Source organism: Stenomitos frigidus ULC18 (assembly GCF_003003795.1).
GTDB lineage: Bacteria > Cyanobacteriota > Cyanobacteriia > Leptolyngbyales > Leptolyngbyaceae > Stenomitos > Stenomitos frigidus_A.
This window is the reverse complement of the sequence record NZ_PVWK01000014.1, coordinates 167,734-191,568: the sequence shown is the minus strand read 5'-3', so window position 1 is coordinate 191,568 and position 23,835 is coordinate 167,734. Positions and strand designations below refer to the sequence as shown.

The window sequence follows — 23,835 nt, the reverse complement described above, 5'->3', positions numbered from 1 at the left end:
CTAGAGACCTCCTTGTCGAGGTAAGGGAGGAACAGTCAATACACTACCTACCTCTAGCTTGCGAGGATTGGCTAAGCGATTGGCATCAGCAATAATTCGCCACAGAGCCGAGTCACCATATTCTTCCTGAGCAATACTGCTAAGAGTTTCTCCTTGTTTAATAATGCGAATCGGGTCATCAATTGGATTAAGTTTTTTCACTTTATTGACAGCATCTTCATATTCTAAGAATGTGCAATTGAGATTTGCTCTTACAGGAATTCCTTCTGCAGTAAAGCGAGTGAAGGTTTTCGTAACACTCTGCAAAACCCCTTGAAACATTACTGTTCCTGCATATTTTTCTAGTTTAGTATGAGCTTCATTTCTGCCACCCCAAATTAAACGGCAAATTGGAGGACGATTACTTAGTTCTGATCTGGGATTGGCTAAGTTGAAAATTTGGTTGACATAATTGCGGACATCAAGGGTTTCATATGTATATTTATTGATACCAAAGGAATCTTTATAGAAACGTTCAGTGTCAGAACCTGCTACATCAGTTGGAATACTGGTGTCGAAAAAAAGATTTACGGTTAAAGTTGCCGAACTGGGTTTACTAAAAGGCTGCTTTGTCTCTTCATCAGTGGCCCAACCAGTTTTAGTAATCTCAATTTGACTGGGGTTAAATAAGACTTGAATTGCTGTAGAGTCGAAGCCATGACCTTGATCTTCTACTGCAATAATGAGCTTCTTTAATGCCATGACCGTTGCCCCCTACGCTCACGTTCTACAGTGAGTTTTCGCATCAATTTTCGTTCCACTTGTTGAGTCAGGGTGTTGACATTGATAGTTGGAATTGGTTGCGGTGATGGAGTGAGCATCGCTGGCTTCTGAGGCACAGGTTGAGCATGGGTTATGGACGATCGCTCAACCATTTGATGGCTAGCAGCCGAAGGCATCATGGACGATTCTTCACTGCCTGAAGCAATGCGCGATGACATCGGGCGAGCCAGAACCAATGGTTGGGTGACTCCGGTTGGTTGGGAGAAAGACTCGGCAGCCGCCACTCTCTGTGCCTTAACCAATGGCAGTTCTTTTAGCAGCGGGAACGAGGATGCTGAATCTGCAAATGAGGGTGCCAGAAGCGATTCTCCTTCCAAGAGACTTTGTAAACGCTTTTCAGAAAAAGCCTCAGACTCTTGTGCGCGTTGAGCGAATTGACCCTGCTGAACCGATCCGGGGACAACGAGAGGCAGTACTCCATTCCTTACTGTGGATTCTCTTGATGGAAGTGGTGCTGCGATCGAAATCTGGGAAATAGTCGTTGTGGACGTGATCCTTTCAACTTCAATTGAACCCTTTAAACGATCTCTCGCTTGAGCATTCGGAGACACTTTGGGCACCGAACTTGTGGTGATGGGGAATGTAGGCTCAGCGTCAGGAGAAGAAATGGGTGGATTTGCAAATTTGGCTTGAATCACCAGCGGTTGAGTTGGAGAGGCTAAAGCCGTTGGCTCGGTTACAGGTTGCTGAGGCGTAATTTGAGTAACAGTTGTATGCTGCTCTACCTGCATGGATTGACTATTACCTTGATTGGCTAAACCAGGAGAGATTAAAGGTGTGGTTGCTGGTTCTGTTGATTCTACCCATTGGGCATAAACAATCGGTGTATCAGGCACCTGTAAAGCGGATTGTCTGCCCCAGCGCTGCTGAAACTGATGGAGCAGACTGAGGCGCTGCTTGAACTGGCGCGATCGCTCAAAAATTGCCGCTGCTAGCGTGTCAGGAATTACGCCAGGACACACGAGAGGCCGCAGCAATCGCTGCGTAAGTTGTGGGTTGAGAGCATTTTGCCAGGGGGATTGAACCATATTCAGGAATTAGGAGACAGAAACTAAAAGAAGCCTGAACTAGAGCCAAGTTGTTTAAGCCATTGTTGTTGGATTTTTTTACGCCCTATTCCGGTTACTGAGTTCGCTATCAATAATTTCTGATGACTCTGCCACCAAGATTTACAACTGACTCAGAAACTGCTAACGATTGATTGAATTCCTTACGATCGTTTGCTAATGTTTTACTTTCCAGGGGCATGGTAATTCCCCGATGCACAAGCTCGATACGTTCGACAGCGACCTCTTGAGCACTGCTGTTGAACTGAGGGCCTGCCCACTTTACCGGGTAAGCATCGTTAAAATTCCACCATCTGACGGGCAGTCGCTGATGGTCCAGCAGCATAATGGTGCCGTTACGGCGGCGGATCATGCCCTGACGGGCTTCGTCAAACCAGTTCCATAAGGTCCATACGTCGGTCAATCCTTTACTTAAGACCAGATTGGGATAGGTGATCCGTGTGGGAAATTGATGGACATAATCGTTTTGCCCACCTTCTTCATAGGATTCGAGTGTGATATCACATTCCAGCCCAGATACTTCCATGAAACCGCCCGTAATTAGCCCATCCAATTCCACCAGGAAGTTATAGGGCATGTACGGATTCAGGCTCACTCCTAAAACACCGGAGGCGATCGCCGATACACCAGTTAATCCACGCATGATATGTTCTCTCTCACCTATCGTTCCTCGTTCAACTGTTGATTAATTCGAGCCAATTCAGCTACCCATTGCTGTCGTTCCCAGTGCTCCATTCCCATCACCCGCTCATAGGACCAATGAAAGTGGTAAGCCAGGTAGGCAATTTCTTCCCGCAATCGCTCCGTTGGGTAGCCTACAACTCCCCCAAAGGGGCTGTCTCCACTTGAAACTCTCCCTGACAGTGAGGGCAGGTCACCTGCAATCGACTGTGCCCGTTCTGGTTAATCCGCTGATAAAAGTCCTGCAAGAAAATCAGGTCCCCGGAGAACAAACCCTCGATGAGTTTAGGAGTGATGTTCTGTACCGTTCCTAACCGAGTAATCACGCGCGACAGCAGAATGATCACCAGGTAGCCAGGATTGGACTGCACTCGCGGGTCGCGCATGGGAGCAATTTCATCGTAAGCCGTAGATAGGCGCATGGTGCCTTCCCGGTGCATGGTGCCTTCACCATCGATGTAGCCCTGAGGCAGCACAAAGGAAAATTCGGTCTGTTGCATTGTCGGTTGCATCATCTCTTGCATAGGACTTTACGACCATTTATCAACGGTTAACCCTTCATGAACCAATTCCAGTGCTTCGATCGCCACTTCCTCCGAGGTGGCATTAAATGAAGGAGCCGTCCAGGTTGTGGGCCAGCAGTGAAACAGATTCCAGCGAATTTTCTCTTCGCCGGTATGGTCAAGCATCACGATAGAAATATCTCGACGAAGGGCAACCCCATCAGCATTGGTCTGCCACCAATCCCAAAGTTCTCGATTATTCGTCGTACCCCGATGCAGAGTGACATTCGGGTAAGTCTTCATTCCACCCAGTTTTCGCATGTTGGGAGGGTCGGTGCCTTCCCGATAGTCCTGAGAGTTGCGGGTAGCAGCCAGACCGCTACATTCCCGAAATCCCGCCTGGATGATTCCGTTCCATTCCACAAAAAAGTTATATCCCATGTAGGGATCAGGCTGATGTGGGGCTTTGACATTGGGCATGGGTATTCTCCTTAAATTAACAACTGGCTTGGGAAAATGAGTCAGGTGGGCAAGATCCCTACTCCGGTATCCCCATGAATCAACCGCATCTGGATAAATTCATTAGGAATGGTTGGGGCAAATTCAATCTGGGTTACCACTTCACCGCGATCTCGCCCCTCTGGTGGATTGGTTTCGCCATTGCAACGCACTCTAAAGGCTTCATTGGGGGTTGCTCCCTGAAGATACCCCCGCTGCCACAGAGTTTGCAGATAGGCATTCAGTTCTCGCTCAATGCGGACCCATAGCCGAAAGTCATTCGGCTCAAAGGCGACATCTGCCAGGTTGAGATTAATCCAGCGGCGAATGGTAATCGCCAGTCGGCGGACATTCACATACCGCCACTGAGGGTCAGAACTGAGAGTCCGTGCTCCCCAAATGCGAACCCCTCGCCCCCGCAAACTGCGAATGCCGTTAATGGGGTTGTTATCTGAAAGTTGAGCCAACTGAGTTTGCTGCTCACGGGTTAAAGCTGCCACATCCAGAACGCCCTCTAGCATGATGTTGGCTGGAGCACGGGGAACATCGGCGCGATCGCTGGATGCATACACCCCCGCTACGTGACCACAGGGGGGAACAGGAGTTGTGCTGGAAGGAGTTTTTAGCCAGGGACCGTAAAGCGCTCCATAATCACTACCTGGCAGTTTTTTAAGAGATTCTGCATACTGTCTCAGCGTTGGTACATCAAAAGAGGGAGGTGCATCTAGAATGGCAAAGCGATCGCCCATGTCGGCGCAGTACTTGAGAATCTGGGCTTGCCGATCCACGTCTATAATCCCGGGTGCACAGATTAGGTCGGCTGTATCGATAACAGAATTTGCTGTTAAACCGTTTTCTAGTGCTTGTGGAGAGCCATCCTCCAGCCAGATCACAATGCAATCACGCCCACCGTTTTCAAAGAATCCTCGCACCGCGTCTGCCATCGAACTTCCCGGGGTTGAGGTGGTGAACCGTTCTTCAAACTGAGTCCAGAGGTGCAAAACCTGGGGTTGATTGACCTCATATAAACAAGTGATGCCATCCTTGGAAGGGCGAACTCCTAAAAAGGCTGGCACTCCCGTTAAGGGCAATACTGGTCTGGGTGGAAATACATCCTGCCAGTAAAGTCCGGGAAGTGAGGAAGTGGTTGTGGGCATTACTTCCCTCCAGACATCTGGCTCAACTCGAAGATGACGAATTCGGCGGGCTTAACTACAGCCACCCCAACTTTCACGATCAGTTGACCCGCATCGCGCACTTCGGGTGGGTTCGTCTCTTCGTCGCACTGCACGAAAAAGGCTTCCTGTGGAGTTGCACCAAACAATGCCCCACTGCGCCAGACCATCGTCAGAAAAGCCGTAACGCTCCGGCGTATTTTTGCCCACAGCTCCGGACTATTGGGTTCAAACACAGCCCACTGAGTGCCCTCATCGATAGATTCCCGCAGGTAGTTAAACAAACGGCGAACATTGATGTACTTAAATTCTCCGTTCGCATCCCCGCCCCAGGTGCGAGCACCCCAAACCAGAATGTTGCCGTTCAGGTTGCGAAGGCAGTTCACCCCTTGAGGATTGAGTCCATCCTGCTTAGCTCGGGTCAGGGCAACCTGCAAATCTGTCGCCCCTATAATTACTTCATTGGCAGGGGCTTTATGTACCCCCCGCTGAGTATCAACCCGAGCATAAATTCCGGCAATATGACCACTGGGAGGGACAACCTTTAACCCATCACCTTTGGGATTCGCGTCTTTCGTAGGCGGGTCGAAAACCTTAATCCAAGGATAGTAAAGAGCAGCGTAATTCGTGTTTCCTGGCAGGTTGCCTTCCCCTGGTTTTAGGTTTGTGGCATTTGCATCGTTAGGACCATCGAAAATGGCAACGCGATCGCCCAAATCCTGACAATGGGCAGAAAGGTTATCGAGTACTGTTTTGCTAGTACAACCGGGGACTGCGACAATGGCAATTTCATCAACAGCAGCGAAATCTGCCAAAGCCGTGTCAATGGCAGATTCATCAGTTACCCAGGTTACAAAGCAGCGAGTGCCACCATTGCGGAAGAACCCATAAACGGCATGAGCCAGGTTAGATTGCCCTTCATCCGTTGAAAAGTCACCAAAATACTTCTTGAACTCACTGAAGTTGGTACACAGTTGCACATCTCCAGCAGGAGCAGACTGCGGAGTATAATTCACTGAAATTTGAACATTTGCTGCTGGAGCCGGACTCAATGTAATCTTGGAAACTCGGTTCTGTTGATCGTTCGTAACCGATTGAACTCTAATATCTTGGCTCTTTGTTCCATCTTTGTAGACAGCCACAATTGTTGCTGTTGAAGCGACAGGGTAGCGGCTCAGAGTAAATTCTGTCTTTGTCCCATCTCCCTTGCCAACAACTTCGCCTGTGACTTTTTCAAATAAGTAGCGTTGGGGTATGCTCGCTTGGCTTGGGGGACTGTAAGTTGCCAGCAGCTTTTTACCAGCAGGGATTGGATCAGTGAACGTGACTGTTGCGGTGTTAGTAGTAATATTAAAACTGTTGTTTACAATCTTCAATTCGACTGGCTGATTACCTGCCGTATCAGCCTCACGAGAAAACTTATATCCTTCTTTAGAAGGACCGAATGGAGATTCAACGGTGAAAGAGTAGGTTTTATTGCCGTCTTGATTACCTGTGATTTCTTGTCCACTAGATTTGAGAGAAGTTGGTGTCGTTACTCCACCTAAGCTTGGCGATGGATTACCAACAGGTGGAGCCGAAGGACTGATAATACCAATAAAGCCTGCGGTACTGGTGCCCACGCCAGCAATAGTTGCCAGACCGGATGGGACTTCTTTAACGTAAACACCGGGAGATAGGTAAGTGGTCATTGTGTTGGATTCCTTGGCAATATTTAGGGTCTAGTACCGTTAGCTTTAGTGGACGATTTTTTAGAGAGTTGAATATTCTGAATGCGATGAACCGTGCCTCGTGAGATAGCAGTCGGATCTGTTGTGTACAAGTCATAACCGGAAGCAGAGATCTCAAATTGAACCGAACGGGTAGAGGGGGATTCTGGAGCTTCCAGATTCAGAAGTTGGAATTTACCGTCGCGATCGCACCGGGTCTGTTCATTACCACCCTTCAACTTCACCTGGGCGTAAGCCACTGGTTTGGTTCCTTGTTCAGGTGGGCTTATGACTTGTCCAACGATGCCAGTTGTAAGCAGAACTAAATCACGCGGGAGCGGGTTTAGTTTGGCATCGGTTTTGACAACTGTGACAACCTCCTTCGCGACTTGAAGACGGGTCAGTTTTTGAGGCAAGCTTGCCTTCAGCGTGTAGTTATCTGGAGGCAAATCAATGAAGTAAAAAGAGCCATCAACTGCCGTATGAGTGCGATCGGGACGAGGGGATAAGGACTCCCAATTCTGACCGTGGCTGAGGGATTTCAGATCTAATTTCCGTTTAAAGCTTTCGGGGGGTTCGATAATTTCCACCTGAGCTTGTCGAACTGGATCAAGTAGAACGGTGTCTGGCTCACCCTTTATGGTGTAACCAATGAGAACTCGACCATGTATGGATATGGCAACAGGATGATGGAGTGGGCTGCTCTTGATAGTCATCTTTTTATCCATTGCTTTCTTCCCTCCCATCACGAAAAGCAATGCTTGAGACTACTAAAGGCAGTGTTTGAGGCTCGGTAGGCGCTGGCACCGAAATTGTGAGCGTATAGTTGAGTGTTGCTTTCGGCTTTCCTCCCATTGCCTGCCAGAATTCGCCCAGGCTTTGCAACTTTACCTGTCCCAATATGGAGACTCGCGAGGGTGGCTGGAATTCCTGTAAGCTTCCTTGCAATACAGTGGATGGTAGCTTGGGATAGCGCAATAACGCCTGCATCACTTCCCCCAGGGTCTTATGCTCAACTTGAAAGTCGTATTCATCGTTTGGCCATACTGTGATCAAATAGGAACAATCAACCCTCACAGGGGGCGGTTCCCGGGTTGCAGTTCCATTCTCATTGCGGGTCACTGTCCAACTGTTACTTCGTAACTCCTGATTTTCGCGGATGTCGTACAGAAACAAATTGAGTGCAGGAAATTTACCCTTCGATCCAATGGCATCTCGATTCGGTGTACAGAAAGTAATTGCCGTCTGAGTGCCAGAGGTCTCGCCAAATCGTTCAGGCAACTCAGCCTTTAGCAACTCTTGAAGTGTCATATCCAGGTCATAAAGCATCGGCACGCTCTAAATATCTAGTTGAATTCTGGAGACATATCTGGCAAGCTGGAGGTTCACTGGCAAAATGCCACTAGAAATGGATGCGAAGCGATCGCACACTAAAGAAAGCCTGGAAACCTGCCAGGAAATTATCCCGATGCTAGAGGTGGGTAAAACTGAAGCGCAGACCCATTTAATTTGCACTTCAGCACTCTTATCGTTCAGGTAAATATGCCTGCTTAAGCTTAGTATCTAAGGCGTAACTTGTTTCTTAGAGAAGAATATAGGAAATCCGTGTAAGCCCTAGGAACTTTAACATTACTTACAGAATCACAAAAAACGATATTTCTTGGAAGTATAAATTGATCTTGTCTGGCATTCGTATTTTCCTTACTTTAATCTCACGTCCTTTAATCAATTAGATACAGATTGTCGAATTCCTGTTCCAACGTTTTTAGCGTCTCTATAAGTCCGCAAACTCGCTATTCATCAAGGGTTTGCCCATTTTTTGATATTCTCGACGAATCGCTCGTTTAATATGGAAGATTGATAGGTTTTCTCCGTCCTCGGCGGCTAGAAAGGCAGCCGCCAGGGCAATATTGCGAATGTTACCACCAGTAATATCAAACTTTTCAGCTAAGGCTTTCCAGTTGATGTTCGAGTCAAACGGTATCAGAATCGGCCAAATTTTCTGCCAGATCTGATACCGTTCCTGAACTGATGGGAAAGGAAAGTCCACAATGAACCGTAGGCGACGGGTGAAGGCTTCATCTAAATTACCCTTCAAGTTCGTTGTCAGAATGGCTAACCCTTCGTAGGCTTCCATTTGTTGCAGCAGGTAGCCCACTTCAATATTGGCGTAGCGATCGTGGGAGTCTTTAATTTCGGTGCGTTTGCCAAACAGGGCATCAGCTTCGTCAAACAGTAGGATGGCATTGGCGTTGGCCGCAGCGGTGAAAATCTGGTTCAGATTTTTCTCGGTTTCTCCGATATACTTGCTCACCACCTGAGACAGGTCAATGCGGTAGAGGTCGAGTTGCAGAGCTTTGGCAATCACTTCGGCAGCCATTGTTTTACCTGTACCGGGCGGACCCGCAAACAGGGCGTTGACTCCTTTGCCCAGGGAGAGCTTGCGATTGAATCCCCAGGTTTCAAAGACGGTATGGCGGTGCTTGAGATGGATGCAGATTTCCTGAAGTTGTTCAAACTGCACGGGGGGGAGCACTAAGTCTTCCCATGTGTAGCGGGGCTGAATCGGCTGGGTGAGTTTGGCGAGCGCGTGTCCCGACTGATTGCGAGCGGACTGAAATAGGGTTGCTTCGAGGGCAGGAGAGGTCAATCCGTAGGCAAGGTGGTTTTGGGTGGTGGCGATCGCCGCTTGAATCTGGGTCGCGGTTAGCCGAAACTGATCGGCCAGGGTAGTCAGAGTTGATGGCTCAACGGTGAGTCCTGCCCTGGCTAAGTGGGTGCTCCAGCAGGTGTGGCGATCGCCAAAATCAGGAGCCGCGATGGGAAGTGTCACCATGCCCAGACTGCGATCGCCAGAAGGTTGCCAGGGTTGGCTTCCGGCGACCACGATGGGAATATCGGTATCCGTCAGGAGATTGATCAGAAGGGGATACAGGGGAATGCTGGAGTCCTGATGCAGGCGATCGACGGGGTGCAGGTAGAGCAGGGTGTTTTGCAACCAGGCATCACGTCCGATGTGGTGGAGTCGCTGCCGGAGTTGTTCCGGTTGCTGCATCAGAGCATCGAGGTCAACAGTTAGCAGGGGACGTTTTAGCTGGTGGGCAAGCCCCTGGGCAAATTGACGGGTTGCAACGGCATCGACACTTTGCAGGTAAAGCCGGAGTGGGTGAGTAGTTGGGGGGTGGTTGGAGAGGGCTTGAATGCGCTGCACCAGTGCGGCGGGTAAGTTGTCCAGATCGGGGGGATCGGAGACTGAGAGCAGGGTACAACCGGGACTGAGGTCAGCGTCTAAACCGGTTTCGTCCAGCAGGTAGCGGACGATCGCGGGGTCTAGGCTGATCTCTTGAGCCAGCAGGGAGGAGTGGTTTGTGGGTTGGGGCGGGGTGAGGTGCAGCAGGGTATGGTGACGCAGGGGAGCATTGGGGGCAAAGTGCGATCGCTGTTGCAGTTTTTCGGTGGCGGTAGGGCAAAGCAAATTCAGCACCAGGTTGACGCTGGGGCGAATGCCACGACCATCCTGCTGGAGGTAGGCATAAATTTGCTCGTAGCGGCGATCGAGTTCGGGGGCCAGGGCGATCAGGAGGATGTCCAGGTCGAATGGGGTGAAGCCAAATTGGTGTTGCAGCAGCCCCAGACGGGAGGATGACTCGATCTGACTGGAGGGTAAGTCGGGGGATTGGGCGGGGCTGTAGCGGGGATAGCCAGGAGGGAGGGCGAGTTCAATTTGGCGGAGTTGGTCGGGGTTGGGAAGGGCTTGAGTTGCTCCTGTGCTGCTGGGGTGGAGGGTCTCGGTTAACTGCATACTGCGATCGAGTAGCCCGTCGAGCAGGTGGAGGGCAGGTAGCAGTTCTTCCAGGGGGGGATTGAAAGCCGATGGCATCATGGGGTGGAATGGATGCAGGAGTTGACCATCCGGGAGCGGAATTTTCGTTTCATCCTGATATATTAAGCGTGGATCTCCTGATCACGGTGCTGGAAGATCTGATTGACTGGTGGTGAGAGAGTGCCCTCTGTGGGATCAAGTCGGCTGTTAAGCAAGAGGTGCAGATCATGGGAAAATCGATTGCGCTTCAGGGAGAGGTGGTTGCCATTCCGGGGGCAATGCCTTATCCACCTGCCCAGACTGGAGCATGGATGCCTCTTCCCATACAGGTGAAGGCGTACCCGAAGCTGAAGGTGGGGGGGCGAGCGGTGATTTATGAGGCGGAATGCAGGTTTATGTTTACGGGGGCCAATGCAACAGGGGCTCCGGTAAGTGGGCATGAAACGGTGAAACTGACGGCAAAGCGTACAAAATTGCAAAAGAAGGTGCTGGTGCAGGGGGATATGATGCAGAGTCCCTATGGCAATCAGTTAAAAGTTGTGACGATGAGTAAGGTAAAAACGACGTAAAACTAAGATTCTCTCAACGTCCCATGATTGCGATTTAGTAGCCCGGTTACCTATCACCAGACGCTTATCTGGAAGCGAGAAATTAAGTCCGGTGAAGCATGAATACCATGATGGATTATTTATGCGATCGCAGTGCCAGGTTGGAGGTCATCCATGCCCTTAAACCCCCGAACCAAAGATCTGGGCCACTGCACAGTTAAATTCTGGCAGGAGGGGTGAGGTGAGGGTGTCTAGTTCGGGTGCGCCCTGAAAGTGTCCGGCGTCGTTTTGAATCTGGGCTAATCGTTCGTTGCTGAGCTATATCACGTCGGGAATTACATTGTCGTAGTCTGAGAAGATGACTCCCGGCATGATGGAGGCTTCCCCTAAGCCACTGACGAGGGACCAACGATCGAGAACCGCAAAGATCCGCCCGGTTGTTTGTTGATGTTTATGGTGAGGAGATTGTGTCACAAACAATTCTCCATCAATAATTTCGTAGCGAATCCCTTCATTCTCAGGTAGGGCTTCGAGATCTTGGATGGTCCAGCGGACGTCGGGGGTTGCTTGGCTCATGATGGTTTACACGGATTGTCTGATGCCGAATCGTTGAATTTTACCGTCGCCTGATATTGAACGTTGGGGCATAACGTTTACTTACAAGTTAACCCCTAATGAGCCAGTTGGGTATGTAGGCAGGGTTTTCTGTGTCAACCCACCCTGCGGTGAGGGTAGATCGCCGCTAACTTCCCGATCAAGACCTTGTTTTGTAGCGAACCTTTTTTATGCCGGGAGTGATTAGCGGTAGGATTAGCTCACCGCTCCGCTGATGTGGCGAGGGCTTGTTGGTACTGCGAGGGCTTTAGCGATGACAGAATTGCGCCAGGTTCAAGGAAAAGGAGCCAAAGTATCCCGTTCTTTCAGCCTAGCAGCGTCAACTGTGCGAAGGGCGAAACTGCCAGGGAATACCGCTGAGTTTGAGGCGATGCATGATGTGGCTCAGCGACCGCAGTTTGGTGGGTTGGCGGGAGAGTTGGGGGTGACTTCGGCGGGAGTGCCGATTCAGGCGAAGATGAGGGTGGGGGAGGCAAATGATTGCTATGAGCAGGAGGCGGATCGTCTTGCACCTCTGATTGTTCGTCAGATTAATGCACCAGGGTTTGGGGAAGAGTTACAAGATTCTCAATCTGAAATGCAGGAAGATGTCCCATCAAAACAGTTGCAAGCTTTGAGACCCACATTGCAACTTAAAGGTGAAAGTACAGGGAGAACTGTGCCCTCTCCAATTGACTTTACAATCTCCAGTGCGAGAGGTGCAGGACAACCGCTAGAGCCTGTATTGCAAGAACGATTTGGGCAGGCGATGGGAGTAGACTTTAGTGGGGTGCGAATCCATGCAGATGTACGTTCAGACAAGTTGAACTGTGCGTTAAATTCACTAGCATTTACAACTAAGAAAGATTTATTTTTTCAAATAGGAAAGTATCTACCGAGAAGCATTAGTGGGCAACAGCTAATAGCCCATGAGTTAGTTCATGTGATGCAGCAGTGTAACCCGCCATCAAAAACAAGAGGTAGAGAGATCATTAGCAGTCAAATGGTTGATAGTAAAGAGATGAACCGTCAGATTCAAAGTGAAGCAGAAGTCATACAAGCGAAACTCATTAATACATATGGAGGGGAAAAGACTTTAAACGAGGCAGTTGAGGTGCAGATGCAAGAAGAAGAAGTTTATCTCCCCTTAAGGGGGTTAGTGTTAGCAGCCTTTAACGAAATGATAACAAACATGAGTCACTGGGAGTATCTATCAACCGAATTTATGGATTTGTATTCAAGAGCAATAGAGGTAGTACGGCAAAAAATAGAAGCAGAAGATAGTCCAGAAAATTATTTTAAAACAGAAGAAGAAACCACCTATAGAACCAAAGAAAGAGAACAAAAAAGTGGTGGAAAAGGAATAGGTAAACGAGTGAAGCAAGTTAGTCAAGGTGTTGGCTATGTAGGTAAAGGTGTCGGAATGATGACTAAAGGAGCAGGGGTATTTGATTTTCCCGGAGCAGAGGCAGTTTTCTCTGGTGTAGGACACGCCATAGGACCGGTTTCGTCTGCTTTAAGTAGTGGAAGCAAGGCTGTTGAAAGTTATAAAGCAACTGAAAGAGGGCGAAAGCTGCGTTCAGTAGTGCCAACAGAAGATGATTCTTTAGATGCAGATAATATTGAGGAGAGTGATGCTTATTTGGGCCGATTTAAAGGCGAAGATGGAAGATCTTTTATGGAAAGGATTGGTGACTTATCAAGAAGTGAAAGGCTAGATGCAATACAAATGTACACTCAAAGCCGAATGAGTGAGCGGGCTTCTAGTAGGGCAGCAAAGTCAGTATTTGCTGGAGCGAGTGCAGTAGGGGCAACACTTACCTTCACGGGGGCAGGGGCTGTAGCTGGCGTTCCCTTGATGTCCATAGGAGCAGTCGGTAGTGGTGCCGTCTGGCTTGTGGGAAAGCTGATGGATCGCCAATTCAAGTATCGTAAGGAAGTTGAGAAATACCTTGCACGCGAATTGGTAAATATATGGTTGGATAGTGATGACAAGGCCAATTCCAGTAGGGCAGAAACAATTTTGCGAAGTCTAGATGTGGTGAAGGAAACAGAATGGAGAGAAGAGTTTTTCTGGAAAGAAAATAAGCTGGTAGAGAGAGTGCTTAAAAAGCTAGAACGGTGAATAGTAGGGCGATCATCGATCTTTCAGGGTGCATTAGCACAACAGTGTGGAGCGTAATAGACGTTTTTCTATCCGTGAATTACTTTGAGGTTTGTAGCGATGGGAGTTTTGCACCAGGGCCGGGGGAAGAGACCGGTGACTGCGAAGTTGCTGGGGGGAATGGCGATGGCTAGGCAGGGGGCGAAACTGCCGGAAGAGAGTGCTGAGTTTGAGGCGATGCATGATGTGGCTCAGCAACCGCAGTTTGGTGGGTTGGCGGGCGAGTTGGGGGTGACTTCGGCAGGGGTGCCGATTCAGGCGAAGATGCGGGTGGGGGAGGCGAATGATCGCTATGAACAGGAAGCCGATCGGCTTGCATCTCTGATTGTTCGACAGATTAATGCACCAGGGTTTGGGGAAGAGCTACGAGATTCCCAAGCTGAAATTCAGGAAGATGCCCTGCCGAAACAGATGCCAGCTTTACAACCTAAGCTGCAACTGAAGGGTGAAAGTAGTGGGGGAGCCGCCTCTCCTGAAATTGAATCTGCGATCGCCAATGCGAGAGGTGGAGGAAACCCGCTTGAGCCTGAATTGCAGGAGCGATTTGGACAGGCGATGGGAGTAGATTTTAGTGGGGTACGAGTGCATACTGATGCAGAGTCCAATGCATTGAACCGAGCATTGAGTTCAGTAGCATTTACAAAGCAACAGGATGTTTATTTCAGAGAAGGAGCGTATAAACCACAAACTCACAGAGGGCAGGCATTACTTGCTCATGAGTTGACCCACGTGGTACAGCAGGGACTGCAATTCAAAGGTAGTGCAGAACAACAAAGCAACTCTATACAAATAGTGCAGCGACAACTAGCATTGCCTGCAGGAAAGAGCGGTTTTTTCTTTAATAGGGAATATAACAATATCAAAACACTAATCCAGACATACAATATAAACCCAAGGATTACGAGTTTGGAGGATGAGGGTCAAGATAATGCTACTCGACATGCGTGTGCACAAACCGCGATGAAAGAACTTTTCAAGATTCAGCAAATGGCAACAAAGTGGCTTGAAACGGAGAAGAACAAAGGGGTAAGACATCAAGATACACGACGAATTGGGTGGCTCGATGCATGGTACAACAGGTTTTTCTTGCCTGAGTATGATCGCGTCGACAGTATTCTATTATCAACAGCGACTGTTTCAGAAGAGAGCCCAGCACCATTGCCGCGAGAAACGGTTCGCGCGTTAAATCGATTTGAAGTTGCAAGCGGACGTGAGCGCGATAAGAGCATTACGGGAGCGATTACGGAACGTGGTGATTGGTGGACGGTGATTGCTAGTGAAAGTTATATGACAACTATGCCAACGTATGCGTATCGAGTCGGTTATGCCAGGGACAATGAGAACACAATCAGATCATATAATCCACGATCTGCCCGCCCGATAAAGCCACGTCGACCTGATAGACTAACTCCAAGTGAGATGATGTCCTATGGTCATGTGTACTTTGCACTGGATCAAAGAATCATCCTACCGTATGTAAACATGCTTCCAGATCCAGACGAAGGCAAGGTCAAGGCGATCGGGCGATACCTGCTACCGGTAGGGTATGAGTTTAAGCGAGATCCAGAAATCCCTGGAGGTTTTCGCTCAACGTCAACACTACCCGCACCTGAAGAAATTCGAGTGACTCCCACTACAAGAGGGGCGCGAGATGTCATGCACGAGATTACCAGATGATTGAGTAACCCGCATGGTGGTGTAATGTAGGTCATTACGGCAAAGGGAGCTAGGAGTGAATCTTTCGCACCCTACACTCGCATCAACCTGGTCATCTCCACTGTATCGTTGTTAACCAGTTGTCGTCTACCACAAAAGCTACCCATTCGAGTGCTCCCAAAACTGTCGTTGCCTAAAATCTCCATACGCTAATTACAGTGCGATCGCCCATTGCTGTAGTGCGATCGCTTGTGGGGAGGGCGGCTGATGAAAAGGAACGATCGCTCGTTCTCACCACCCTCATTTCCACCTTGCAACCTCCTGGGCATTTTTATAAAGCCGTTCTCCCCAATCTTCAGTCGAGCTACCCGTATGTTTAGACCATCCAAACTTAAACCCCCTTATTTGTTCAGGAATTTTCTTCAACGGACTCCTGTTCCAACCACCCTGCGGTAGCAGCGCAGTCTCTAAAATTGCCTCAAGTAACGCCTGAAGTTCCTCAGCAGAATCGTATCTATCAAATGTGAATAGCAAAGTCGAGATCGGAAAACTATCGGGTCTACCAAATTCCAAAATCCAGCAAGGAGCTTTTCTAGAAACCTTGAGCCTGACTAACGCATATTTCCTGGGGCGATCTCCAACAGTAGCAAACGGAATCTCCTGTTGAAGCTCATGCACTTCCCAATGCACAGCGACTTCCGGATGTATTTCATCCAGGCAGCGGATCGCCTCAGAAAACTCATCTAAGCCATCATCGGTATTGACGAAAATCTCAACAGGCACATTGAATCCAAACTCAGCCGCAGGATTTTGCCCTCCTTTACCGACGTCTGATAGACTGACTGCCCTATTCTTGAATTGCGCCTCTGATTCTGAAGGCTCTGTTGAGACTGAAGAAGGTTTCAAGGTCACAACAGAAGTCTGACCCGTTTTAATAATCTTGGGTCGCCTCTTTTCCATCAAACACAGCCCTAATTGGGGCAACTTGAGAGAAGGCTTGGAGACTGCGGGGGGTTCGGCATCAGGGTTAATTTGGTACTCTACTACCTTCTTTTGTTGGCGCTGACGTTTAGCAGCATTACTTTTGACAAACTCTCGTTTCCTGATTCCCGGATGGGTAAATTCAAGCTCTTTGAAGGGCAAGGAGCGAGAAGGTTCGACCTCAAGAATTTCGTAGACGAACAGAACCCTCTCTAGCAACACTCCTCGCACTAACCAGGTTGCCCCTAGCTGGGGAAGAAGGGTTCTGAGCGGTATAGCGGTATTCCAGCTGGCTTGCTCCGCTCGGCGTAAGCGATCGTGATAAACACTATTCCAGGCATTGCGAAAAGACTGGTCATGCAACAAGCGTGCCATAAAGAAAACCAGCGATCGATTCAGAACCCTTTGAGGAATATCTTTTGAGAAATCCAGATGCAGTTTGTCACCGATGACTTCATTCCGGATGAGAATCCGCTCAAAGTAGTTCGGTTCCAGTAAACCAAACGCCAGTGATTTGTTAGGAGTTAAAAAGGCACGAATACATTCCAAAACGGGCAATATCGCATAACTTTGTTGCGCTCCGATCGTAATGCAGTACTCAGACAAATTCGCGGCTTCTGAAGGTAGGCGTTCTTGTAGGACAGATAGATTTGCGGCTCTGGACAATCGCATAGAAGAAGAATCAGGAACCTGTATCCGAAAAATATCGCCTCTTTTGGTATCCCAAACAGGTTGACCATCCTCAAACACTTGCCCCAAGCGTAACCAGGGGAGCAACCCCCAAGGAAAGTCAACTTCCCTAAACTCTCCAGAGGTTCGCCTAAAAACTGCCGTTGTTCGCCACTGTCGATGCATCCCTTCGCGCAAGGGCGATCGCAACCACCATAACGTCACCTTCTCACCTGGATCAAAAAGCCAATCGCTGAGGCGAACGATCTCGGTCATACTGTAGCGGCATAATTTTTAATGATTCTACCGCTTCGTCAAGAGCTTTTTGTACTACAGGCAATCCTTCTATTTCTGGGCGCAAGCCCGCTCTGCGTACTAGCTGCCACCTCTGCGGGCAAATCCCTTCCTCTCTATAGCATTCCACAACCCATTGAATTCGGCGTAACGCAAAAGCTTCACGGGTTTCGACCAACTCGGAAAGAACCTGTGCAGTAACTGGAAGCTTATCTAGATGGCGTTGAATTAAAGCCAGTTGACCCAACTGCCGTCCAACTGCCGCGATCGTAATTTGGGTTGGCTTGCCAGGTCTAGTCTGTAACTGGATAGCAGCCTGCCTTGCTGCATCCGCCAGTTCAATGTCTCGATGCTCCCAATCAACTCGTACAGGTGGGGGAGATTTTGCCATTCGAGGTGGGAGATGAGCCTCCAACCATTCCCGGTCGTTGCGATACAACCAGGTATAAACTCTTTGAAATTGTTTCTTCAAGGCAGTTCGTCCTGCTTCAGGGTATACTTGCCTTGCCGTTAACCATTCCCGTCGATAACGATGTAACGAGGCTTCTGAAACCCCTGGCTCCACTTCTAGAGGACGTGCTAGAGTTCGGCTCATTCGAGTAGTTTGTCGCTTTCCCGGTCGCGGAAACTCAAGTTCCAGTGCAGCCGCATGAAGCTTAATGGTTGCTGCATCCACCCCAAGCTGACGAGCGATCTCACGCAGGCTAACAGATGAGTCATACCAGAGTGTCTTGAGGGCATCTTCCCAGACTGAGCCAAAAGCTCGAATTTTGGTAATTCTCAGTGTGTCCTCTTCAGATTCATCAGGTCCAGTCCGGCTGTAGACAAAGCCACAGGAGCAAGAGAACGTTCCGATCGGTTTGCCATGTTCTTTGCTGTAAGCCAGTTCGCATTCAGTGATTACAGGTTTCCGAAAGTGATCAGCCGCTTTATTCAGGCAGAGCCACGGACCCTTACCAAAAGGCTTGAATTGTTGAGGTAGCTTGAAGAATGATTCGGCTGTATGACCCAAAAACTGCATCAGGAGAAGATGCCGTAATGGATGCTGCGATCCTTTAGGCGATCGAACTAACCGAAACAACCAATTGTGTTGGCTTTCAACATCGATCTGGCACTGAAGGTATTTAAGGAGTTCAGGAGAGTAACATTCGCAAAACTGGTTCAGTAGTTCACTGACTCGCACTCTACCGCTATAGGTTGCAAGGTCTCGTTCTGCTAAAAGTTCACGGTATCGTTTCGCTAAGATGTCTAAACCAGGAATTAGAGGCTGATGTTTTAGTAACCAGGCAGCATCCTGAGCAATTCTCAGTAGAACAGCTTGATGTGAGTTAAAAAGTTTATATGAGCGCGACCTGGGAAGCTGAGTTCCTCGATCTGCTGAAACAAATTCATGCCGAGTTTGAGGATTTTGAATCCGAATTTTACTGTCTAAAACCCTGACGTTGTGTTCTGGGCAGACCTCAATGCCTGGTAACTGATGAATCCGATGCCAGTAATATTCACCGAGTAGTTCTTTATCCTCCTGTGCACATACAGGACAAAACCTCAACCATTCCATCGGTTGTATGGTACTTGCCATGATCCCAGAACGCATGTAGATCGATGGTCCTCTTGCCCCTTCCATATCTGCCCAAAGCTGTCGCGCTTGCTCGCAGTCAAGAAAAGGAGCATAAAAGGGATACAGGGTGTGATTATTAATCAAACGTTCAACGGTGTACGGGCTACCAGGAGGCAACATCGAAACAAGTGTTTGTAAATTACTGGGTAACCCGACAGTGGCGATCGCAGCCTCATCCCCAAATAACTCCCGCATCGTATTCTTTTTGTTGGGATATTGGACGCGATCGTGAAACCGGGCACAGACGCTATAGAGTAGTTCGTCTGGGTAGGGATCGGGAAAGCAGCCTATCATCAGGATACTTCCTCCAAATACTCATTGGCAGAACGGATCAATCCTGCTTGATAGAGCGCATCATAGGCTGTTAGCTGTTGCTTCTCGCCTCTTGCAGCAATCTCCGGTAAGCTGCCCTCTAGAGGAGCAGCCTTCTTTCGTTTTCTAGAGGCTTTTGGGGTTGTAGCAGATGGAACTTCTGATTCGATCACAGCAGTTGAATCAGATTGAAGTATTTGCCCACCATTAGCAGCTGCGCGCATCCTGGCTAATGCCCGAAGTTGTTCAGCTTTATTCAGCTTGCCTTGTGCCTCTTCTAAAAATGACGTGAGATCCACAGGATGCACATCTTCGACAGTAGAGAGAATCCGAATATCGTTATTTCTGAGGGCGGTCAAAATAGGATTTGCCATCCGTAAACCCTCTTCAGCCGCTAGCCGAATATTTCGCTCAGTAACAATCTCGTCCTTATCTACAATTGCTCGAATTTGAGCCAGCATATAAACTTTAATCGCAAAGTCTGTAATTCCTTGCGTTACGTCATACAAAGCAGCACTCAGCATTGAGTTGAGAGGAGAAGGCTTGTTGACATACTGATATTCCCATAAACACTCCAAAAACCAGTCCCACGTTTCGTCCTTCTTCATCCGATCCCACACTAAATCCCCCTGACCCGTGCCTCTACGAGTTTGCCGAAACTCCCCACAAAGAACAGACATGGCTTTATAGGTGCCGACTAACACCACAGGTAATCCGATCGTATTGATCAATTGGACAAAGAAGTTGAGCATTTTACTGGAACCGCCACTCTTTGCTTGGCTTAAATGCTGAATCTCATCAATGACCAGCACACCGATTGAGTGTAAAGAGGCAACTTTTGCCATCCGAGGCAATAACTCATCAACGGTCTTGCGCCCACTGGCATAGTTATCGTAGTAACGAGTTCCAAGCAGATCATCAACTGCCTGAAAAAAGTTGAGGCACAACCCCTTAATTGAGCCGTCAAATGGGCAATCAAGCTTCAACCAAACAATTTGTGTAAAGCTAAAGTCTCGCTCGTGATAGCGGTTATGGATAATGACCTGCGGATACAGAGATAGAATTGCCTCGATCGAAGTGGTTTTACCGACACCACTAATTCCAACAATGGTGAACCCTGTCGCCGTTGAGCGTGGTGAACTCTGCGTAGTCCCTAATGCTTGCACTCTTGCATTAACATCGCTCCAAAATCCTTGTAATGCTGGGTTACGTGCCTGATATCCGATCCGAATCATCCGGGAGAAGCGTTGCTCTAAATCAAAGTGAACTGGTAAAGGAACAAAGAACTGAAGTGCATTTTGAATCAGATGAAGGCGTAAATGAGCAGGCATACTACGATGCCCTTCGTCATACTCTGGAAAGTGTGCAAGGCGAGCCGCAGTGCCATCTTGATTCAAAATCGGTGGTAAGGTTTCAATTAAGGGGTTTCCCTGGTAGTTCGGGATCTCAGAATCATGGTAATTTGCCTGCTCAACCCGCCCTCTACTGACTAGAAGAGATGGAATATGTGGATTACTATTCATCATCAACCCCCTTCTTATTTTTTAGCTTACGCAGCTTGTCAATTAATTGAGATCGAGCAACATGGGTAGAATCAGTGGCGGTTTCGTCATCTGCTATTTCGCTCTCCGGAACCCCTACAGGTTCATCTAACTCCTCTTCTGAATCTGTTTCCTGATTCTCGTTTGTGGGCATAATGAGTGGAACTACTTTTGCAGATTCACCAGTTGGTTCTGGTTTCCCCAACCTCCATGCCTGGTCCTCACGATCTACCTCACTCGCTTCTTTACGGTTCTGACGGATTCCCTGAATGCGCGATCGCTTGCTTTGTTGACCCGCAGACTCTAAATCTCTAGATGTTTGTTCTGTTGCCTCAGAAATAATTTGCTCCATCTGGGCATTCAAAGCAGCTTTAGATTGTTGCTTGCGACTCTTAGCCCGTTCCTTCTCCTGCTGACGAACCTCCAAGTAGTCAGCAGCTTCATACCAGTCCTTTCCCCGGAATGTTTTGTCAGCATCTATAAGCTGGCAACATTCTAAACTCCGACCACCGTCAAGGCGAAGATAAATCTCGTCCAGCCTTCGTGGATCATAGGCAATATTAATTTTCCAAGAGCCTCTTTCTCGTGCCCGTACAAACCATTGTTCTCTTAATGCTAAATCACAAGAATAAAGTAACCCTTGAAAACAACGAATTCCTCGATAAGTCACAGTAGCCTTTTCACCTGGTAGCAGGTTCAATCGAAGAATTTCAGGGGTAACGGTACGAAGGTGTCCTACTCGGTTACGAATTCCCCAGTTCCAAAGATCGATTGGATAAGGATCAATATGTTCCCGAATCATAAATTCATCCATTCGATACCAATCCATTCGATGATCCTTGTTGTGATCGAGGATGGAAAGAATCATCAGTTTGCGGAATTGATGAAGATCTAGGACTGCATCGAGCCGATAGTCTGCATCTCCTCGCTGACGTGGTTTATAAACGGCTCCCGGTGCCCAGTGGATGAATTTGTCATTGCTTAATCGGAAGTTACGCTCAACGATCGCCTTCCAATCGGCTCGGTAAGGTGGTGTATTCGAGATACGAATATTGAGGGCATTAACAAGATTGTCAGCGTTATACCCTTCAAACTCTCCCCGGTCTGCCAGAATCATCTCTGGCAAATGGTAACAGGGCCAATCCTCCTCAGTGATCTCGACTCCATATTCTCGGCAAAACGACACTTTATCGCTCGCGGCATTTTCCACTGCCTGCATTGCACCTACCCAACTCGGTCCCTCCAGTAGAACGCTCATGCCTACAATCAGGCGAGTGAATACATCAATCACTACATAGATTACAGGTCTACCAATGATTCGAGTGCGGTCCAGGGAGCTGACTAGATAGATGTCACCGATGGTGGCATCTATCTGATAGACAGACCCAGGTCCAAACGCCATTTGGGTAGAATCTCCTAACACCTCACGATGGCGTAGGTTATAGCGACGCTTGCCTTCACGCGTAGACAAAGCTTGAGTAACATTCCGTTCCTTCTCATACCAGTAACGAAATTGTCCAAAACTGGGTAATTCCTCCGCAGGTGGAAGAAACGGGACAAGCGTTCCGTCAGGGAGCTTATCGTAACCCTTATGGAAAAACTTCTCTAATGTTTTCTGATAAGCGTCCTGCAATGTTCTTTGTTCAGCCGTTTCATAAAATAGGCGAATACCACGGCTAAACTTCTCACGGACCGCGGCATCCACATTAATCCCTGTAGGTAGACTTGTCACCTTAGTCAGCCTGCTGGGACGACCCCGCTTTCGTCCAGTGCTACTTTGTCGTTCTTTACCCTTGCCACCACACTTGTCATATAAGGGCAGCAAAGCGTTCTTTGTCTGTCCACCCTGCCAGTAACGTCTCAAGAACTTGTAAATGGTCTTCTTTGTCCATCCCGTCTTTTCTTCGTGTGCATTCAGCAATGCACCTCGCCCGTGTGAATAAAAGATTTGCCCTGTAGGATCTTCAACTAGAGGTGCGATGACTTCCCAGGCTGCATCTCGCTTTTGGCGATGTTTTTCTTGAATATCGTTCTCTGCACGTAGAAATACAGCATAAGGATCGACTTCTAAAACTTGACTATCCCCTGAAGCGATTGCTGCTTCGATCTCTGAAGACTTACGAAAAACTGGCAAAGCATTGGGATTAATAATATCAATCGTAGCAACGTCTGTTCCTGAAGAATCAATCCAGAGTACACGCTCAATATATGGTTCTGTACTCCCTTGCCACTCGATTAGCATGTTGACAAATAGCTTCATGCCAGTTCTCCACTCGCTTGAGCAGTTTCGATTGGCATGACAGCTAAGAGTCTTAACCTCTGATTGGGATGGATAGTTTGATGCATATCTACTCGCCAACAACGATTAGCGAGTAAATGTCGAGCTACCGATAGACTTAAGCCGGGAGCTAATCCAAGTCGGTCATCACAAGTAGCGGTAATATCAGCTAAAGTAGCCTCAGTCTGGGATACCATAGGAGTCATGACTGCAAAGATCCGTAGGATATCGCTTGGTGTCAAAGATGTGATGTCTGTGAGGTGTAGGCAAGGATGCAACCACTTAACATTTGCAGCTACAGTGTTTGGAACATCTCGTTCAGTTACAATCCCCCAATCAATCCCCCGTTTTTGCCAGTAACATCGCTCAATTTCCAGCTTTTCCAAAATACGCTGCGATTGCAAGTCTTTTACGTACTTAACGGTTCTTGCTTGCTCAACAGTTTTAGTTCCCTGCTTAACTGTGACTCGAAAGTCAGTAGTCATTACAATTGGCTCTTTAGTCTTTGGATCTGAAGGGTGAGCAAACCCGCATTGATCAGCGATCGCTAATGTTTCTTCCAATGGTAGAAGAGGGAATTGCTCACGAATATCCAGCACCTTAGGTGACCACTCCAGTACATAGAAGTAATTGGTTTCCATCTCACTCAACAGGTGATGAACCCTATCCGTCTTCCACCCCTTAATGCGACTGCAAAGCCCTTGAGAAGGCACATCTTGAATATGCAACCAAGGGTTATATTTTGCTCCCTTGCCACTACCACGCCCTTCCTTCAATCGCCTCTCAATAGTTGTTGTGCTAGTAGCACGTTGACGTTTAGCCATTTGCCAATCTGTGATCTAGTGAAATGTCGGTCCGGCGAGATCATATTGGTTAACGCTCAAACCCCTCAAACGTACAGA

22 protein-coding genes are annotated in these 23,835 nt (G+C 48.3%); 5 read left to right on the top strand and 17 right to left on the bottom strand.

Going from position 1 to position 23,835, the window contains the following annotated elements; genetic code table 11:
* The 10 genes from C7B82_RS02845 to C7B82_RS02805 all read right to left on the bottom strand — a co-directional run bounded on the left by C7B82_RS02845 (position 1) and on the right by C7B82_RS02805 (position 7,784).
* A complete protein-coding gene (locus C7B82_RS02845) occupies positions 1-741 on the bottom strand; it encodes a CIS tube protein (protein ID WP_106254787.1) in 741 nt (246 codons plus the stop codon).
* On the bottom strand, positions 732-1,850 hold the full coding sequence (locus C7B82_RS02840) for a hypothetical protein (protein ID WP_106254786.1): 1,119 nt from the start codon (positions 1,848-1,850) through the stop codon (positions 732-734). The genes C7B82_RS02845 and C7B82_RS02840 overlap by 10 nt, the downstream gene beginning before the upstream one ends.
* Before the next feature lie 109 nt (positions 1,851-1,959).
* A complete protein-coding gene (locus C7B82_RS02835; protein ID WP_106254785.1) occupies positions 1,960-2,532 on the bottom strand; it encodes a phage tail protein in 573 nt (190 codons plus the stop codon).
* Between the two features lie 17 nt (positions 2,533-2,549).
* Positions 2,550-2,687: a DUF6760 family protein gene (locus C7B82_RS34535; RefSeq protein WP_342761303.1), complete on the bottom strand. Its 138-nt coding sequence runs from the start codon at positions 2,685-2,687 to the stop codon at positions 2,550-2,552.
* 17 nt (positions 2,688-2,704) lie between these two features.
* A complete protein-coding gene (locus C7B82_RS02830; RefSeq protein ID WP_245939701.1) occupies positions 2,705-3,082 on the bottom strand; it encodes a phage tail assembly protein in 378 nt (125 codons plus the stop codon).
* Positions 3,083-3,100: 18 nt separating this feature from the next.
* Positions 3,101-3,553, bottom strand: coding sequence for a phage tail protein (locus C7B82_RS02825; protein WP_106254784.1), 453 nt, complete (start codon positions 3,551-3,553; stop codon positions 3,101-3,103).
* Positions 3,554-3,594: 41 nt separating this feature from the next.
* Positions 3,595-4,728: a phage tail sheath family protein gene (locus C7B82_RS02820; protein WP_106254783.1), complete on the bottom strand. Its 1,134-nt coding sequence runs from the start codon at positions 4,726-4,728 to the stop codon at positions 3,595-3,597.
* Complete coding sequence (locus tag C7B82_RS02815; protein WP_245939700.1) at positions 4,728-6,437, bottom strand: phage tail sheath family protein; 1,710 nt, start codon at positions 6,435-6,437, stop codon at positions 4,728-4,730. The genes C7B82_RS02820 and C7B82_RS02815 overlap by 1 nt, the downstream gene beginning before the upstream one ends.
* A 23-nt stretch (positions 6,438-6,460) precedes the next feature.
* Complete coding sequence (locus C7B82_RS02810; RefSeq protein WP_181357322.1) at positions 6,461-7,171, bottom strand: collagen binding domain-containing protein; 711 nt, start codon at positions 7,169-7,171, stop codon at positions 6,461-6,463.
* A gap of 4 nt (positions 7,172-7,175) precedes the next feature.
* A complete protein-coding gene (locus C7B82_RS02805; RefSeq protein WP_106254781.1) occupies positions 7,176-7,784 on the bottom strand; it encodes a Pvc16 family protein in 609 nt (202 codons plus the stop codon).
* A 67-nt stretch (positions 7,785-7,851) separates the two neighbouring features.
* Between C7B82_RS02805 and C7B82_RS31895 the strand changes: the two genes are divergently transcribed.
* Positions 7,852-7,995, top strand: a complete 144-nt coding sequence (locus tag C7B82_RS31895) for a hypothetical protein (protein WP_181357321.1) — start codon at positions 7,852-7,854, stop codon at positions 7,993-7,995.
* A 234-nt stretch (positions 7,996-8,229) separates the two neighbouring features.
* On the opposite strand, the gene C7B82_RS02800 is transcribed toward C7B82_RS31895, so the two are convergent.
* Positions 8,230-10,335, bottom strand: coding sequence for an ATP-binding protein (locus tag C7B82_RS02800; protein ID WP_219903930.1), 2,106 nt, complete (start codon positions 10,333-10,335; stop codon positions 8,230-8,232).
* Here C7B82_RS02800 and C7B82_RS34120 point away from each other — a divergent pair.
* Positions 10,329-10,454, top strand: a complete 126-nt coding sequence (locus C7B82_RS34120; RefSeq protein ID WP_281258911.1) for a hypothetical protein — start codon at positions 10,329-10,331, stop codon at positions 10,452-10,454. The two genes, C7B82_RS02800 and C7B82_RS34120, sit on opposite strands and share 7 nt — an antisense overlap.
* A 51-nt stretch (positions 10,455-10,505) precedes the next feature.
* Positions 10,506-10,847: a hypothetical protein gene (locus tag C7B82_RS02795; protein ID WP_106254779.1), complete on the top strand. Its 342-nt coding sequence runs from the start codon at positions 10,506-10,508 to the stop codon at positions 10,845-10,847.
* Between the two features lie 297 nt (positions 10,848-11,144).
* Here the strand turns inward: C7B82_RS02795 and C7B82_RS02790 are convergent, their stop codons facing one another.
* Complete coding sequence (locus C7B82_RS02790) at positions 11,145-11,402, bottom strand: Uma2 family endonuclease (RefSeq protein ID WP_339375156.1); 258 nt, start codon at positions 11,400-11,402, stop codon at positions 11,145-11,147.
* 292 nt (positions 11,403-11,694) lie between these two features.
* Between C7B82_RS02790 and C7B82_RS02785 the strand changes: the two genes are divergently transcribed.
* Together C7B82_RS02785 and C7B82_RS02780 are read left to right on the top strand one after the other, a co-directional pair.
* Entirely contained in the window at positions 11,695-13,545 is a 1,851-nt protein-coding gene (locus C7B82_RS02785; protein ID WP_181357320.1) for an eCIS core domain-containing protein, read from the top strand.
* 99 nt (positions 13,546-13,644) lie between these two features.
* Positions 13,645-15,261, top strand: coding sequence for an eCIS core domain-containing protein (locus tag C7B82_RS02780; RefSeq protein ID WP_245939699.1), 1,617 nt, complete (start codon positions 13,645-13,647; stop codon positions 15,259-15,261).
* 279 nt (positions 15,262-15,540) lie between these two features.
* Here the strand turns inward: C7B82_RS02780 and C7B82_RS02775 are convergent, their stop codons facing one another.
* Genes C7B82_RS02775 through C7B82_RS02755 form a run of 5 tightly spaced genes read right to left on the bottom strand, consistent with a single transcriptional unit; the run spans position 15,541 to position 23,757 of the window.
* On the bottom strand, positions 15,541-17,166 hold the full coding sequence (locus tag C7B82_RS02775; RefSeq protein ID WP_106254777.1) for a hypothetical protein: 1,626 nt from the start codon (positions 17,164-17,166) through the stop codon (positions 15,541-15,543).
* Positions 17,129-19,096: a TnsD family Tn7-like transposition protein gene (locus tag C7B82_RS02770; protein WP_106254776.1), complete on the bottom strand. Its 1,968-nt coding sequence runs from the start codon at positions 19,094-19,096 to the stop codon at positions 17,129-17,131. Before C7B82_RS02770 ends, C7B82_RS02775 begins: the two co-directional genes overlap by 38 nt.
* The gene (locus tag C7B82_RS02765) at positions 19,096-20,637 is read right to left on the bottom strand and encodes an ATP-binding protein (protein WP_219903928.1); all 1,542 of its coding nucleotides are present in this window, start codon (positions 20,635-20,637) and stop codon (positions 19,096-19,098) included. Before C7B82_RS02765 ends, C7B82_RS02770 begins: the two co-directional genes overlap by 1 nt.
* Positions 20,630-22,915 (bottom strand): Mu transposase C-terminal domain-containing protein, encoded by a 2,286-nt coding sequence (locus C7B82_RS02760; RefSeq protein WP_106254774.1) that lies wholly within the window; start codon positions 22,913-22,915, stop codon positions 20,630-20,632. The genes C7B82_RS02765 and C7B82_RS02760 overlap by 8 nt, the downstream gene beginning before the upstream one ends.
* Positions 22,912-23,757 carry a TnsA endonuclease N-terminal domain-containing protein gene (locus C7B82_RS02755; RefSeq protein WP_106254773.1) on the bottom strand — a complete coding sequence of 282 codons (846 nt, stop codon included), beginning with the start codon at positions 23,755-23,757 and terminating at the stop codon, positions 22,912-22,914. The genes C7B82_RS02760 and C7B82_RS02755 overlap by 4 nt, the downstream gene beginning before the upstream one ends.
* Positions 23,758-23,835: the final 78 nt, after the last annotated feature.